The following is a 15,490-nucleotide window of genomic DNA, read 5'->3' on the forward strand; positions in this document are numbered from 1 at the left end:
GACCTCGTGCAGGTGCGCCTCGACGTGCTTCTCGATGCCCGCGCCCAGGATCGCCCGGCGAGGTCGACGTGCTGGTGAACAACGCGGGCGGCTGCGCCCACGAAGGCTGGACGGACGCGACCCCGGACCAGTGACGGGACGTGTACGACGCCGACGTGATCTCCGCGGTCAGGATGATCCAGCGGTTTGTGCCCGGCATGCGCGCCCGCGGGTGGGGCCGGGTGATCCAGATCGGCGGTGGCCTCGGCTCGCAGCCGCTCGCGGTCCAGCCCACTACAGCGCCACTCTCGCCGCCCGTCGCAACCTCGTCAGCCCGTACGCGGACGACGTGAGCGGCGCGACGATCCGCGTGGACGGCGGCGGCCATCAGGTCCGTGGTCTGAGTCCGACGTTGACTGTCGACAGTCGGTTACGATCAGTGCGTGAGCACCGACGCGCTGCCCAGCCTCGACCGGACGACCCTGCGGGAACGAGCCCTGGTCGCGCTGCGGTCCGCGATCTTCTCCGGCCAGTACGCCCCAGGTGACCACCTCGGTGAGGTGGAGATCGCCTCCCGCATGTCGATCAGCCGCGGCACCGTCCGCGAGGCACTCCGCCACCTCGAACAGGAAGGCCTGGTCACGGCCGGCCTGCGCGGCATGCTCCGGGTGCGGACCCTGTCGCCGGCCGAGGTGAGCGAGCTGTACCGGGTGCGGGGCGCCCTTGAGGCGCTGGCGGTGACCGAACTGATCGCCTCGCCGCGGCGCTCGGAGGCGGTCCCGGCGCTGGAGGCTGCGCTGGCGCGGCTGGACGCGGCCGGCACACTGGCCGAGCAGATCGACCTCGACCTGGGCTTTCACGCCTTGCTGTGCGAGCTGTCGGGGAACTCGATGCTGCTGAGCGCGTGGCGGCACCTGGAAGGGCCGACGCGGGTGGTCGTGATGAGCGCGGCGGCGGGGCAGGACCGCGAGGTGACGCTGTCGGCTGACCACCACCGGCCGATCGTGCGCGCGGTCGAGCAGGGGGACGCGGAGGCGGCGCGGGGCGTGATCGACGGGCACATGAGGGAAGCGGCGGAGAGGCTGGCCGCAAAGGCCTGACCTGGGCCGGGACGCGGGCCGGGCCGCGGGCTTCGGAGGGCGGAGCCGGTGGCCGGGGTTGACGCGGGGCGGTTTCCGAGGCCTGTGATGCGTCGGCTTCCGGCGGCGTGCGGCGTGGTCCCGTGACGACCCAACCAGGCTGCGGGACCCGTGCGACCCACCGGTCACAGCGCTGACCTCCACCCGCGTCCATCCCAATGTCGGGTGTTGACAGTCGAACACCGAAAGCCGCAGACTCGCTCCCAACACTCGACTGTTGACACTCAACACTGAGCAAGGAGGCTCGGCGTGGCGAGTTCAGCTCTTCCGCACAGGATCAGCGAGGGCAGTCCCCAGAAGATGCGCGTCGCGGTGGGTTGCGGGATCGGCGCGACCATCGAGACCTACGACTTCATCGGGTTCGGGACGGCCGCGGCGCTCTACTTCGGGCAGGCGTTCTTCCCCGAGTCCGATCCGCTCTCGGCGTCGTTGCTCTCCTTCGCCACGCTGGGCATCGGGTTCGCGGTGCGGCCGTTGGGCGGCATCATCGCCGGGCACCTGGGGGACCGGATCGGGCGCAAGCCGGTGCTGGTGGCGTCGTTGTTGCTGATGGGGGTGGCGACGGTGCTGATCGGGTGCCTGCCTACCTACGAGACGGTCGGGGTGCTGGCGCCGGTGTTGCTCGTGGCCGTGCGGGTGGTGCAGGGGCTCGCGTTCGGTGCCGAGTGGGGTGGCGCGATCCTCATGACGTTCGAGCACGCGCCCGGACGCAAGAAGGGCCTGTACACCGGCATAACGCAGGCCGGGTTCCCGGTCGGGTTGCTGCTCGCGAACGTGGCGTTCCTGTTCAGCGCGCCGTTGCCGGGGACGTGGGCGTGGCGGGTGCCGTTCCTGTTGTCCGCGGTGCTGATCGTGGTGGGGATCCTGATCCGGCTGAAGATCGACGAGTCGCCGGAGTTCGAGGAGCTCAAGGAGTCCGGGCAACGGGCGAAGAACCCGTTGTGGGAGGTCGTGCGGGACGACTGGCGCAACGTGCTGCGCGCGTTCTGCCTGCGGATCGCGGAGACGGCCGGGTACGCGGTGTCGGTGACGTTCATGTTGTCCTACCTCAAGATGGGCGACGAGCCGTTGGTGTCGGGATCGGTCAGCCTGTTCGCGCTCACGGCCGCTGCCGCTGTCGGCATCGCGGCGACGACGTTGTGGGGGCACGCGTCGGACTCCTTCGGGCGCAGGCCGATCTACGTGCTGGGGTGCGTGATCACGGTGTTGTGGGGTGTTCCGCTGTTCCTGACGGTCAACACCGGGGTGGCGGCGCTGGTGGTGGCCGCGTTCGTCGTCAGCTACGCGATCTGCCAGAACTCGCTGGCCGGCGTGCAGGGCGCGTGGTTCTCGGAGCTGTTCGACGCCAGGACCCGCACGGCCGGTGTGTCGCTGGCCTACCAGATCTCGGCGGTCGTCTCCGGGTTCACGCCGCTGATCGCGACCGCTCTGTACGCGGGCACCGGGTGGGTCGGGCCGGCGGTGCTGTTCTCCGCCTACGGGCTGCTGGGCCTGGTCGCCGCGGTGGTCACCAGGGAGACGTGGGGACCGGCCCAGAGGAGGAACGTGTTGGTGCAGAAGGAGAAGGCTGTTGTCTGAGCGAGTGCGCCGGCTCGAGGAGTCGGCACGACGCATCCGGAAGTACGCCCTCGACATGGGCGAGGTGCAGGGGCAGGGCTACATCGGCCAGGCGCTGGGTGTGGCCGACGTGCTGGCCGTGGTGTACGGCGACCAGCTGCGGTTCCGCGCCCACGACCCGGAGTGGGAGGGCCGCGACCGGTTCCTGCTCTCCATCGGGCACTACGCCATCGCCCTGTACGCGGCGCTCGCCGAGGCCGGTGTCCTCGACGTGGCCGAGCTGGAGACCTACGGCTGCGACAACTCGCGGCTGCCGATGTCCGGGATGGCGTCCTGCACGCCCGGCATGGAGATCTCCGGCGGCTCGCTCGGGCACGGGCTGGGCGTCGCCACCGGGATGGCGCTCGGCCTGCGGTACCGGGGTAGCGGTGCACGGGTGTTCACCCTGCTGAGCGACGGCGAGCTGGACGAGGGCTCGACCTGGGAGGCCGCGCTGGCGTGCGCCCACCACGGGCTGAGCAACGTGACCGCCGTCGTGGACGTCAACGCGCTGCAGGCCGACGGACCGACCGCGGGCGTGTTGCGCACGGAACCGTTGGTGGACAAGTGGAAGGCGTTCGGCTGGCGGGCGTTGCGGGTCGACGGCAACGACGTCGCCGCCCTGGTCGCCGCGTTCGACGAGCTCGCCGAGCCGGGCGAGAAGCCCGCCGTGCTCCTCTGCGACACCAGGGTCGGCCGCGGCGTGCCGTTCTTCGAGACCAGGCCCAAAGCCCACTTCATGCCCGTCGAGGAGCACGAGTGGCAGCTCGCCCGCGAGGCGCTGGAGGTTCCCGCATGAGCACCCCGACCAAGAGGCTCACCACGTCGGCGATGATCGCGTCGTTCGCCGACGAGGGTCAGCGCACCGCGAAGGCGCCGTTCGGGCAGGCCCTGGTCCGGCTCGCCCGGGAACGCACGGACGTCGTCGGCCTGTCCGCCGACCTCGCCAAGTACACCGACATGCACGTGTTCCGCGACGCGTTCCCCGAGCGGTTCTTCCAGATGGGCATGGCCGAGCAGGTCATGCTCGGCGCCGCGGCGGGTCTCGCCGAGGTGGGCCTGGTGCCGTTCGCGTCGACCTACTCGGTGTTCGCCACCCGGCGCGCGTACGACTTCCTGTGCCTCGACATCGCCGAACCGTCGCTCAACGTCAACGTCGTCGGCGCGCTGCCCGGTCTCACCACCGGGTACGGGCCGAGCCACCAGGCCACCGAGGACCTCGCGATCCTGCGCGGCATGCCGAACCTGACGATCGTCGACCCGTGCGACTCGGTCGACATCGAACAGGCCGTGCCGGCCCTGGCCGCAACCCCCGGCCCCACCTACATGAGGTTGTTGCGCGGCAACGTGCCGACGGTGCTCGACGAGTACGACTACACCTTCGAGCTCGGCAAGGCCGCTCTGCTGCGACCGGGCCGGGACGTGCTCATGATCTCCACCGGGCTGATGACGATGCGTGCTCTGCAAGCGGCACAACGGCTCGAGCGCGACCACATCGACGTGGCCGTGCTGCACACGCCGACGATCAAGCCGTTCGACACCGCGGCGGTGCTGCGGGAGACGGCGGGGGACCGGCTGGTGGTCACGCTGGAGAACCACTCGGTGGTCGGCGGCCTCGCCGAGTCCGTCGCGTCCTGCCTGGCGTTCGCGGGCCGGGGCAGGCGGATCGTGCCGGTCGCGTTGCCGGACGAGTTCCTCGCCGCGGGCGCACTGCCCACCCTGCACGACCGCTACGGCCTGTCCGTCGACGCCGTCACCGCTCGCGTCCGCGCCGAACTCTGAGCTTTGGAGGAACTTCGCATGTCCACCACCCGCACCGCCGTGATCACCGGTGCCGCCTCCGAGCGAGGCATCGGCAGGGCCACCGCCCACGCACTGGCCGCCGCCGGCTGGGAGATCGCGGTCCTCGACCTCGACGAGGCCGGCGCGAAGACCGCGGCCGACGAGATCGCCGAACGCCACGGCGTGCGCGCGATCGGCCTGCGCGCCGACGTCGTCGACCGCGACGAGGTGGCGGCCGCCGTGTCCACCGTGGAGTCGACGCTCGCCCCCATCGGCGCGCTCGTCAACAACGCGGGCATCACCTCGCCGATCCGCTTCCTGGAGGTGTCCGACACCGAGTGGGACCGCGTGTTCGACGTCAACGTGCGCGGCAGCTACCTGATGACCCGCCGGATCGCGCCGGGCATGGCGGAGCGCGGCTTCGGCCGGATCGTGATGCTGTCGTCGGTGTCGGCCGAACGCGGCGGCGGCGTGTTCGGTGGCGTCGCCTACTCGGCGGCCAAGGCGGCACTGCTCGGCTTCTCCCGCGCGCTGGCACGGGAGCTCGGCCCGGACGGCGTGACGGTCAACTCCGTCGCACCGGGCCTGATCGACACCGACATCACCGCCGGCAAGCTGCCGCAGGAGCGCAAGGACGCCATGGTGGCCGACATCCCGGTGCGCCGCACGGGTTTCGTGGCCGACGTCGCCGACGTGATCACGTTCCTGTGCCGTCCGGAGAGCGGGTACGTCACCGGCGCGACCTACGACGTCAACGGCGGCTCGCACATCCACTGAGCCGGAGCCGCTGGGCCGGAGCCGCTGGGCCGGAGCCGCTGGGCCGGAGCCGCTGGGCCGGAGCTTGTGGGTCAGCGGCCTGGCACGAGCTCGGGTTCGGCCAGGTTCTCCGGCAGCCGCTGGGTCGCGTGCAACGGCACCAGCTCCGACTGCAGCACCATCGCCGCCGCACCGATCGCGGGTGCGGTGGCCGCCGCGTGCGAGAGGCGGACGTCGACCGGGTGCGCGCCGCGGGCGAAGAAGCTCCTGGCCAGCTCCTCGCGCACGACCGGCAGGTAGACCGAACCCGCGATCGCGAAGCTCGGGCCGGTGAGCACGACGAACTCGACGTCCATCAGGTTCGCCAGCGAGCGGGCGGCGACGGCGATGTAGCGGGCGGAGCGTTCGAGCAGGGCGAGGGCCTGGGGGTCGCCGCGCCGGGCTGCGCGGCTGACGGCGGCGAAGTCGGCGGCGGGGGAGGAAGGCAGCCGGTCACCGGTGGCACTGGGAACGCCGCCGCTCAAGCCGTCGGCCGACCCGGACCGCCCACCCACCAGCCCGATCCGCTCCGCCAGCTCCCGATCCGCCCGTGCCGCCGCCACCACCGCCTCCGGCCCGGCCAGCACCTCCACGCACCCGCGCGCCCCGCACCAGCACTCCGGCCCGTCGACGTCCAGGCACACGTGCCCGATCTCCCCGGCGTTCCCGCTGGTCCCGCGGTACGTGATCCCCCCGATCACCAGTCCGGCCCCGATCCCGGTCCCCATGTACAGCGCCGCCGACGTCGACGCACTGCCCATGCCGCGCGACCAGTGTTCGCCCAAAGCAGCCGCGGTGGCGTCGTTGTCCACCACCACCGGCAACCCGGCGGCGCCGGCGAGCTCCTGGTCCACCGGATAACCCGCCCACCGGCGCATCGCGGGTGGGCGGATCGCCGTGGACGTGCGTGCGCCCAACGGGCCGGGGGAGACGAGGCCGATGCCGAGCACCCGGTCGTGGTCCACGCCGACGCTCGCGATCAGGGTCGCGGTGTCGGCGGCCATGCGTGCGACGACCTCGGCCGGCTCCCGGGTGCCGGCGCCCGGTTTGGTGGTGCGCGCGACGACGCCGCCGGCCAGGTCGGTGAGGACGTACGTGATGCCGCTGTGGTCCAGGTGCACCCCCAACGCGAAGCGGGACGTCGGGTTGAGCTGCAGCAGGACCCGGCGCTTGCCGCCGGTCGACTCGGCGTGGCCGGTCTCGGCGACCAGGCCCTCGTCGAGGAGCTTGCGCACGGCGGTGGAGATCGTGGCCCCGGTCAGGCCGGTGGCGTTGATCAGGCCGACCCGGCTGATCGTGCCGGCGGCGCGGATGACGTCGAGCACCGCGGCCTTGCTGCTCACGTGGGGTGTGCCCCGGACCGGGCCGCTCACGGGGTCTCCTCTCGGTGATCGAAGCCTAACGGGCGGAGTAACGGCGATGCTACGCGCAGGTGTTGACTTACTTTCTTAAGTTACTTAAGAATGTCCTGCGTTGGTGTGATCCAGCCCACTGAAGGCTCCCCGAAGGGATCCACGATGACCCCGAAGTCCCTGCGTGTCACAGCCGCCCTGGTGGCGGTCTTAGGTCTGACGGCCACGGCATGTGGTCCGTCCGGCGGGAGCTCGGCCGACGCGGCCACGCTGATCGCCTTCACCGGCCAGAACGGTGACTACCAGGGCAACTTCAACCCCTACTCGCCGACGGCGAACGAGGGCATCGGCACCATCTTCGAGCCGCTGTTCTTCTTCAACGCCATGCAGCGCGACGCCAAGCCGAAGCCGCGGCTGGGCAAGGAGTTCTTCTGGAACGGCAACGGCACCGAGCTCCACGTCATACTGCGCAACGATGCCAAGTGGTCCGACGGGCAGAAGTTCACCGCCCGCGACGTCGCCTTCACGTTCGACATGGTGCGCAAGAACGGCACGATGAACTCGACCGGCTTCAAGGGTACGACGACCGTGGTCGACGACAACCACGTCACCATCAAGTTCGACGAGCCCTCGTACATGGAGGGCCCGCAGGTGCTCGGCCGGCTGTGGATCGTGCCGGAGCACCTCTGGAAGGACATCGCCACGCCCGCGACCGACCCGGTGAAGAACCCGGTCGGCACCGGGCCGTTCCAGCTGGAGGAGTTCAAGCCGCAGGCGATCACGCTCAAGGCCAACCCCGGTTACCACGGCGGCGAGCCCGCGGTGAAGAAGGTCCGCTACCTGTCGCTGTCGGGCAACCAGGGCGGTGCCGACGCGCTCAAGGCCGGCAAGATCGACTGGCAGACCGGTCCGGTTCCGGACATCAAGAACGTCGAGAAGACCTACCCCGGCTACCGCGCGATCACCGTGCCGCAGAACCAGATCGCGCTGTTCACCTGCTCCAGCGCCGAGCTCGGCTGCACCGGCCCGCAGACCGATCCCGCGGTGCGCAAGGCGATCTACCACGCGATGAACCGCCAGCAGCTCAACGCGCTCGCGTTCCAGGACACCGGAAGTGAGATCTCGCCCGGGTTCGCGCTCCTCAAGCGCGACGAGCCGTACATCGCGGGCACGCTCAAGGAGAAGTCGGCGGCGATGAGCCCGGACTCGGCGAAGGCGGCCCAGCTGCTGGAGGGCGCCGGGTACCGCAAGGGCGCCGACGGCGTCTACGCCAAGGACGGCAAGCCGTTGTCGCTCACCGTCAAGGTGGTGACCGGGTGGACCGACTACATCACCGCCGTGAACACCATGGCCCAGCAGCTCCTGCAGGCGGGCATCAAGGTCACGCCGCAGCAGCTGTCGTGGAACGAGTGGGCGGACGCGCGCAGCCAGGGCGGGTACGAGCTGCTGATCGACTCGGTGTACCAGGGGCCGGCGGCCGACCCGTACTACACCTTCAGCTACTTCTTCGCCGGCTACACCACCGCCCCGGTCGGCCAGGCCGCGAACCCGAACTTCGGCCGCATGAAGGACCCGCAGGTCGACGCCGCCCTCGCCGCGCTCAAGCGGATCAACCCGGAGAACGCCGCCGCCCGCCAGCCGCACTTCGACGTGATCCAGCAGCGGATCGAGGAGGTCATGCCGTACATCCCGGTGCTCACCGGCGGCACGACGAGCGAGTACAACGCCAAGAAGTTCACCGGCTGGCCGACGAACGACGACCTCTACGCGTTCCCGGCCATCTGGTCGCGGCCGGAGAGCTCCGAGATCCTCATGAAGCTCAAGCCCGCGGGCAGCTGATGCGGTACTACGCGCGCAAGATCGCTTTCTACCTGGTCGCGCTGTGGGCGGCGGTGACGTTGAACTTCGTGATCCCGCGGCTCATGCCGGGCAACCCGGTCGACGTGCTGATCGCCCGGCTGCAGCAACGGGGCGGGTCGGTCGACCCGGCCGTGCGCCGCTCCTACGAGCTGCTGCTCGGCACCGGCGGCGACCGGTCGGTGTTCGGCGAGTACTTCGCCTACCTGGGCAACCTCGCCCGCGGTGACCTCGGCGTCTCGGTGAGCGCGTTCCCGGCGCCGGTGTCGGAGGTGATCACGGCGTCGCTCTGGTGGACGATCGTGCTGGTCGGCATCGCGACGCTGGTGTCGTTCGTGCTCGGCGTCGCGCTCGGTGCGGTGGTCGGCTGGCGGCGGGGCACCTGGCTCGACGCGCTGGTGCCGTCGACGACGGTTCTCGCCGCCGTGCCGTACTTCTGGCTCGCCCTGCTGCTGGTGGCGCTGCTGTCGTCGGCGCTGGGCTGGTTCCCGTTGCTCGGCGGCTACGACGTGGTGCTCTCGCCCGGCTGGAACGCCGAGTTCATCGGCTCGGCGGTCTACCACGGCACGCTTCCCGCGCTGACGATCGTGATCTCCTCGGTCGGCGGCTGGCTGTTGGGCATGCGCAACATGATGGTGTCGGCGATGTCCGAGGACTACGTGCTCACCGCACGGGCCAAAGGACTGCGCGACAGCCGGGTGATGATCCGGTACGCGGCGCGCAACGCCGTCCTGCCGTCGGTCGCCGGGTTCGCCATCTCGCTGGGGTTCGTGGTGGCCGGCTCGATCGTCACCGAGCAGGTCTTCTCCTACCCCGGCATCGGCGGCCGGCTGCTGCAAGCGGTGCAGAACAACGACTACGCGCTCATGCAGGGGATCTTCCTGGTGATCACCATCGCGGTGCTGGGGGCGAACCTCGCGGTCGACCTGCTGCACACCCTGATCGATCCGCGCACCCGAGCGACCGGCTGAGAGGAGCTGACGATGAGCAACTCCGGATGGGGCGCTCTGCTGCCGCGCTGGTCGCCGAAGCTCGGCGTGGGGCTCGGCCTGATCGCCGTGATCACGTTGTTCGGGCTGGTGGGACCGCTGCTGACCGGCGACCCGAACGCGGTGCGCGACATGGGTCTGACGCCGCCGGGCGGTGAGCACCTGCTGGGCACGACGCAGACCGGGGAGGACGTGCTGGCCCAGCTCACGCACGCCACCCGCGGGTCGTTGCGGATCGGGCTGCTGGTGGGCGTGCTGGCCACGGTGCTGTCGGCGTTCTTCGGCGTGATCGGCGCGTACGTCGGTGGCTTCACCGACGAGCTGTTCTCGTTGTTCTCCAACGTGATGCTGGTGATCCCCGGCCTGCCGCTGGTGATCGTCGTGGCCGGGTTCGTGCCGGCCGACCAGCGCGGTGCGTGGACGATCGCGGTGGTGCTGGCGTTGACGAGCTGGGCGGCCTCGGCACGGGTGCTGCGCGCGCAGACGCTGTCGGTGCGCAACCGCGACTACGTGGCCGCCGCACGGGTCGCGGGCGAGAAGCCGTGGCGGGTGATCACGGTCGAGATCCTGCCGAACCTGTTGCCGCTGGTGGCCTCGCAGTTCGTGTTCGCGGTCATCGCGGCGATCCTCGGCGAGGCCGGGCTGTCGTTCCTCGGGCTCGGTGCGTCGAACTCGCTGACGCTGGGCACGATGTTGTTCTACGCGCAGAACGGGTTCGCGCTGCAGCTCGACGCGTGGTGGTGGTTCGTGCCGCCGGGACTGGTGATCGCGTTGTTCGGGTGCGGGCTCGCGCTGGTGAACTTCAGCATCGACGAGATCATCAACCCGAAGCTGCGCGGCGAACCGCGCCGGACCAAGGACACGGCGGTGCCGCAGGCCCCCTCGCCGGAACGGACCGATGACGACGCGGTGCTGACGGTGCAGAACCTCTCCGTGGTGTACCAGGGGGAGTCGCCGGTCACCGCGGTCGACGACGTGTCGTTCACGTTGCGGCGCGGCGAGGTGCTCGGCGTGGCGGGGGAGTCCGGGTGCGGCAAGACCACGCTGGCCTACGCCGTGAACCGGCTGCACCGCCCGCCCGCGCAGGTCACGTCCGGCTCGGTGGTCTTCCACGACGCCGACGGCACCGACGTCGACGTGCTGGCGCTGGAACCCGAGGCGCTGCGGGCGTTCCGCTGGACCAAGCTGTCGATGGTCTTCCAGGGCGCGATGAACGCGTTGAACCCGGTGACGACCATCGGAGCGCAGCTCGACGACGTCCTCAAGACCCACCGCCCCGCCATGGCGAAGGACCAACGACGTGCGAGGTGTGCGGACGTGCTGGAGCTGGTCGGGGTCGACCCACGCCGGTTGGACTCGTTCGCGCACGAGCTGTCCGGCGGCATGCGGCAGCGCGTGATGATCGCGATGGCGTTGCTGCTCGAACCGCAGGTCATGATCATGGACGAGCCCACGACGGCGCTGGACGTGGTGGTGCAGCGCGGAATTCTGCAGGAGATCCTGCGGTTCCGCGACGAGCTCGGGTTCGCGGTCGTGCTGATCACCCACGACCTGCCACTGCTGCTGGAGATCAGCGACCACGTGGCGGTGATGCGGGAAGGACGGATCGTCGAGCACGGTACCGCGGAACAGGTCCACCGCGCGGCCGCCCACCCGTACACCCGCGAGCTGCTCGGGTCGTTCCCGAGCCTGGAGGGCGAACGCGGTGCGTTCGGCCGGGAGGAGCAGGGGGTGCTGCGATGACCGCTGTGACGACCATGTTGCGGGCCGAGGACCTGACCAAGGACTTCCCGGTGCGGACCGGACTGCGCCGCACGACGTTGCGCGCGGTCGACCGGGTCTCGTTCACCCTCGAACCCGGCCGGACGGTGGCGCTGGTCGGCGAGTCCGGGTCGGGCAAGTCGACGATCGCGCGCATGATCGCGCGGCTGGAGAAGCCGTCCGGCGGTGCCATCACCGTCACCGGTCCGGGCGGGCAGCGGGTGCCGGACCGCGAGTACCGCCACCGGGTGCAGATGGTGTTCCAGGACCCGTTCGCCTCGCTCAACCCGTTCCACACCGTCGAACACCACCTCACCCGCCCGCTGCTGCTGCACGGCCGGGCCCGCGACCACGCCGACGCGGTGCGGCAGGCGGGGGAGCTGCTCGAACGCGTCACCCTGCCGCGCGACTTCGCCCGGCGCCGCCCGCACGAGCTCTCCGGCGGCCAACGGCAACGCGTCGCGATCGCCCGTGCCCTCGCGCCGGGAGCACAGGTCGTCGTGGCCGACGAACCGGTGTCCATGCTGGACGTGTCGATCCGGCTCGGCGTGCTCAAGCTGCTGGCCCGGTTGCAGCGCGAGGAGGAGCTCGCCGTCCTGTACATCACCCACGACCTCGCGACGGCACGGCACTTCTCCGACGAGATCCTCGTGCTGCACCGCGGGCGGGTGGTGGAGCGGGGACCGTCCGACGCGGTGATCCTCGACGCCCACCACCCCTACACGAAGCTGCTCGCCGCGGCCTCCCCGAACCCCGACACCCGCGGCCGCGTGCTCGACGTGCGCCGCGACGTCGTGGCGCAGGCGGGTGCGGCCGCGGCGTACGACCACCACACCGGGCAATGGGCCCACGCGGTTTCCGACTGACACTGGGGAATGAGGACATGATGGAGCGCCAGACGTTGCACGACGGGTGGCAGCTGAGCGTGGTCGCGGGACCCGCGCCCGACTCGTTGCGGGGCGTCCGCGTGCCGGCCGTCGTGCCCGGCAGCACGCACCTGGACCTGCTGGCCGCCGGGCACGTCGAGGACCCGTTCCTCGACCGGGCCGAGGAGTCGCTGCGGTGGATGCACCGCACGGAATGGCGGTACGACACGGTGTTCGATGCGTCGGTCGCTCCCGGCGAACGGGCCGACCTGGTGTTCGAGGGGCTCGACACGATCGCCGCGGTGCAGCTGAACGGCGTGCTGGTCGGGACGGCGCAGAACATGCACCGCACGCACCGGTTCGATGTGCGTGAAGCGCTGGCCGACGGCACCAACGAGCTGGTCGTGACGTTCGGCTCCGCGCTTACCTGGGCGCAGGAGGTGGAGGGACGGCTGGGCCGGCGCGACCACGCCTACCCGCACCCGTTCAACATGATCCGCAAGATGGCCTGCTCGTTCGGCTGGGACTGGGGCCCCGACCTGCAGACCGCCGGCATCTGGAAGCCGGTGCGGCTGGAGCGGTGGCACACCGCCAGGCTGGCGTCCGTCCGTCCACTCGTGACGGTCGACCCGGACGGCACCGGCCGGGTCGAGGTGCACGCCGACGTCGAGCACGCCGATCCCGCCGCCCGGCAACGGTTGTGGCTGCGGGTCGAGGTGAACGGGCAGACCGTCGAGGAGGAGGTTCTCGATGAGCGGGGCGTGGTCACCGCGCTGGTCCCGGACGCCGAGCTGTGGTGGCCGGTCGGGTACGGCGACCAGCCGCGCTACGACGTGACCGTGTCGCTGGTGGCGTCGAGCGGAACGGTGGACGAGTCACGGCACCGCGTCGGGTTCCGGACGATCACCGTGGACGTCGAACCGGACGAGATCGGCACCCCGTTCACGTTCGTCGTCAACGGCAGGCGGATCTTCGCCAAGGGCGCCAACTGGATCCCCGACGACCACTTCCTCACCCGGATCACCCGCGACCAGCTCGCCCGCCGGGTCGACCAGGCCGTCGCCGCGAACATGAACATGCTCAGGATCTGGGGCGGCGGGATCTACGAGTCCGACGACTTCTACGACGTCTGTGACGAACGCGGTGTGCTGGTGTGGCAGGACTTCCTGTTCGCCTGCGGCGCCTACCCCGAGGAAGAACCGCTGTGGAGCGAGGTCGAGGCCGAGGCGCGCGAGCAGGTGGCGCGGCTGACCTGGCGGCCGTCGCTGGCGCTGTGGAACGGCAACAACGAGAACCAGTGGGGCTTCGCCGACTGGGGCTGGCAGGAGCAGCTCGACGGCCGGACCTGGGGCCTGCGCTACTACACCGAACTGCTGCCCGCCATCGTCGCCGAGCTGGACCCGACCCGGCACTACGCGCCCGGCAGCCCGCACAGCCGCGGCGAGGTGCACCCCAACGACGCCGGCCACGGCACCCGGCACGAGTGGGAGGTGTGGAACCGGGTCGACTACCGGCACTACCGCGACCACGTGCCGCGGTTCTGCTCGGAGTTCGGCTTCCAGGGCCCGCCCACGTGGTCGACGCTCACCCGCTGGGTCCACGACGAGCCGCTCACGTCGACCTCCCCTGGGTTCCTCGCGCACCAGAAGGCCGAGGACGGCAACGGCAAGCTCGACCGGGGACTGGCCGCCCACCTGCCGAACCCCGCCGAGTTCGCCGACTGGCACTGGGCGACCCAGCTCAACCAGGCCCGCGCGGTGGCGTTCGGGGTCGAGCACTTCCGGTCGTGGTGGCCGCGCACGGCGGGCGCGCTGGTGTGGCAGCTCAACGACTGCTGGCCCGCGACCTCGTGGGCCGCGGTCGACAGCGAGGAACGCCGCAAGCCGCTCTGGTACGCGTTGCGCCACGCCTTCGCGCCCCGGTTGCTGACCGTGCAACCGCGGGACGGCCGGTCGGTGCTCGTCGTGGTGAACGACCACGACGACGAGTGGTCCGGGGAGGTGCGGGTGGAGCGGCAGACGTTCGCCGGCGAGGTGCTGGAGAAGGTGTCCGTCCCGTTCACCGTGCCCGCACGGTCGGCAGACACCGTCTCGCTGCCCGATGTCGTCTTCACGCCGGGAGATCCGGCCCGCGAGGTGCTCGTCGCCACCGCGGACGCCGAACGGGTCGTGCACCCGTTCGGTGAGGACCTGGAAGTGGACCTCGACCCGGCACCGCTCGGCGCGCGCGTGGAGCCGGTGCAGGGCGGATACCGTGTCGACGTGCGCGCCCGTTCGTTCGCCCGTGACGTGGTGCTGCTGGCCGACCGGGTCGCACCGGACGCTGTGGTGGAGGAGATGCTGGTGCCGATGCTCGCCGGTGAGTCCCGGTCGTTCGTGGTGCGGACGTCGGTCGCGCTGACCGATCCGGCCGTGCTGGCGGATCCGTCGGTGTTGCGCTGCGCCAACGACCTCGGGCAGGTCTGAATGCGGTCCACGTCCTCCGGAGCGGTCGGGCTGGTGCTGGCCCGGCCGGCCCGGCTGCTCGGCACCGAGCCGTTCTTCATGGAGTTCATCGCCGGCATCGAGGAACGCCTCACGCCGCACGACCTGTCGTTGCTGCTGCACGTCGTGCCGGCGCACGACGCGGAGATCACCGCGTACCGGCGCTGGGCGAGCGGTGGTCTGGTCGACGCCGTGCTGCTGGTGAACCGGACCGTCGTCGACCCGAGACCCGCTGTGCTGCAGGAGATCGGGCTGCCGGCGGTGGTCGTCGGCGAGCCATCTGCCGACCTGGACGCACCGTCCGTGCGCACCGACGACGCCGGTCCGGTCGCGGAGGCGTTGCGGCACCTGCTGGAGCTCGGCCACACCCGGATCGCCCGGATCACCGGTCCCGCCGGGCTGCTGCACACCGCGGCCAGGACGTCGGCGCTGGTCGACGGGTGCCGGGAGGCGGGGCTGGTGCCGACGATCGTGGAGGGCGACTACTCCGAGGAGGCCGGGGCGAAGCTGACGGCGGCGCTGCTGGAACGCGCCGAGCCGCCCACCGCGATCCTGTACGACAACGACGTGATGGCCGTGGCCGGCCTGAACACGGCGAAGGAGCGTGGCGTCTCGGTGCCGGGCGAGCTCAGCCTGATCGCCTGGGACGACTCGACGTTGTGCCGGCTCGCGACGCCCGCGCTCACGACGATGAGCGTCGACGTGCACCAGTTCGGCGTGGCGGTCGCGGAGTCGGTGCTGGAGCTGATCGGCGGCGGGCCGGTCGCTCCGCGCTGGTCGCCGGCCGCGGCCCTGGTCGCCCGGGACAGCTCGGCCGCTGCTCGCTGATCTTCGCTCGGTTCGCTCGGCCTCTTTCGCGCGCCCAGTCCTGGGAGCGCTCCCAGATGTTGT

At 70.9% G+C, this 15,490-nt stretch carries 12 protein-coding genes; 11 read left to right on the forward strand and 1 reads right to left on the reverse strand.

Translation table 11 applies throughout. The features are described from left to right. Nucleotides 1–422 precede the first annotated feature (422 nt). The 5 genes from BBK82_RS33525 (at nucleotide 423) to BBK82_RS33545 (ending at nucleotide 5,273) form a co-directional block, all read left to right on the forward strand. Entirely contained in the window at nucleotides 423–1,079 is a 657-nt protein-coding gene (locus BBK82_RS33525) for a GntR family transcriptional regulator (RefSeq protein ID WP_237047707.1), read from the forward strand. Nucleotides 1,080–1,367: 288 nt separating this feature from the next. Continuing rightward, the gene (locus BBK82_RS33530) at nucleotides 1,368–2,696 is read left to right on the forward strand and encodes an MFS transporter (RefSeq protein ID WP_065918563.1); all 1,329 of its coding nucleotides are present in this window, start codon (nucleotides 1,368–1,370) and stop codon (nucleotides 2,694–2,696) included. Continuing rightward, complete coding sequence (locus BBK82_RS33535; RefSeq protein ID WP_065918564.1) at nucleotides 2,689–3,513, forward strand: transketolase; 825 nt, start codon at nucleotides 2,689–2,691, stop codon at nucleotides 3,511–3,513. Before BBK82_RS33530 ends, BBK82_RS33535 begins: the two co-directional genes overlap by 8 nt. Beyond that, on the forward strand, nucleotides 3,510–4,496 hold the full coding sequence (locus BBK82_RS33540; protein WP_065918565.1) for a transketolase family protein: 987 nt from the start codon (nucleotides 3,510–3,512) through the stop codon (nucleotides 4,494–4,496). The genes BBK82_RS33535 and BBK82_RS33540 overlap by 4 nt, the downstream gene beginning before the upstream one ends. A gap of 18 nt (nucleotides 4,497–4,514) precedes the next feature. Then, nucleotides 4,515–5,273, forward strand: coding sequence for an SDR family NAD(P)-dependent oxidoreductase (locus BBK82_RS33545; protein WP_065918566.1), 759 nt, complete (start codon nucleotides 4,515–4,517; stop codon nucleotides 5,271–5,273). Nucleotides 5,274–5,344: 71 nt separating this feature from the next. On the opposite strand, the gene BBK82_RS33550 is transcribed toward BBK82_RS33545, so the two are convergent. Next, nucleotides 5,345–6,664, reverse strand: a complete 1,320-nt coding sequence (locus BBK82_RS33550) for an ROK family transcriptional regulator (protein WP_065918567.1) — start codon at nucleotides 6,662–6,664, stop codon at nucleotides 5,345–5,347. Nucleotides 6,665–6,808: 144 nt separating this feature from the next. On the opposite strand from BBK82_RS33550, the gene BBK82_RS33555 reads away from it, so the two are divergent. Genes BBK82_RS33555 through BBK82_RS33580 form a run of 6 tightly spaced genes read left to right on the forward strand, consistent with a single transcriptional unit; the run spans nucleotide 6,809 to nucleotide 15,427 of the window. Then, nucleotides 6,809–8,482 (forward strand): ABC transporter substrate-binding protein, encoded by a 1,674-nt coding sequence (locus BBK82_RS33555; RefSeq protein ID WP_065918568.1) that lies wholly within the window; start codon nucleotides 6,809–6,811, stop codon nucleotides 8,480–8,482. Further along, the gene (locus BBK82_RS33560; protein WP_065918569.1) at nucleotides 8,482–9,471 is read left to right on the forward strand and encodes an ABC transporter permease; all 990 of its coding nucleotides are present in this window, start codon (nucleotides 8,482–8,484) and stop codon (nucleotides 9,469–9,471) included. Before BBK82_RS33555 ends, BBK82_RS33560 begins: the two co-directional genes overlap by 1 nt. Before the next feature lie 12 nt (nucleotides 9,472–9,483). Beyond that, complete coding sequence (locus tag BBK82_RS33565) at nucleotides 9,484–11,232, forward strand: dipeptide/oligopeptide/nickel ABC transporter permease/ATP-binding protein (RefSeq protein ID WP_065918570.1); 1,749 nt, start codon at nucleotides 9,484–9,486, stop codon at nucleotides 11,230–11,232. Further along, entirely contained in the window at nucleotides 11,229–12,116 is an 888-nt protein-coding gene (locus BBK82_RS33570; protein WP_083268315.1) for an ABC transporter ATP-binding protein, read from the forward strand. The genes BBK82_RS33565 and BBK82_RS33570 overlap by 4 nt, the downstream gene beginning before the upstream one ends. 17 nt (nucleotides 12,117–12,133) lie before the next feature. Then, nucleotides 12,134–14,581 carry a glycoside hydrolase family 2 protein gene (locus BBK82_RS33575; RefSeq protein ID WP_237047708.1) on the forward strand — a complete coding sequence of 816 codons (2,448 nt, stop codon included), beginning with the start codon at nucleotides 12,134–12,136 and terminating at the stop codon, nucleotides 14,579–14,581. Next, complete coding sequence (locus BBK82_RS33580) at nucleotides 14,582–15,427, forward strand: LacI family DNA-binding transcriptional regulator (RefSeq protein ID WP_065918571.1); 846 nt, start codon at nucleotides 14,582–14,584, stop codon at nucleotides 15,425–15,427. Nucleotides 15,428–15,490 lie beyond the last annotated feature (63 nt).

Source organism: Lentzea guizhouensis, from assembly GCF_001701025.1.
GTDB classification, from domain to species: domain Bacteria; phylum Actinomycetota; class Actinomycetes; order Mycobacteriales; family Pseudonocardiaceae; genus Lentzea; species Lentzea guizhouensis.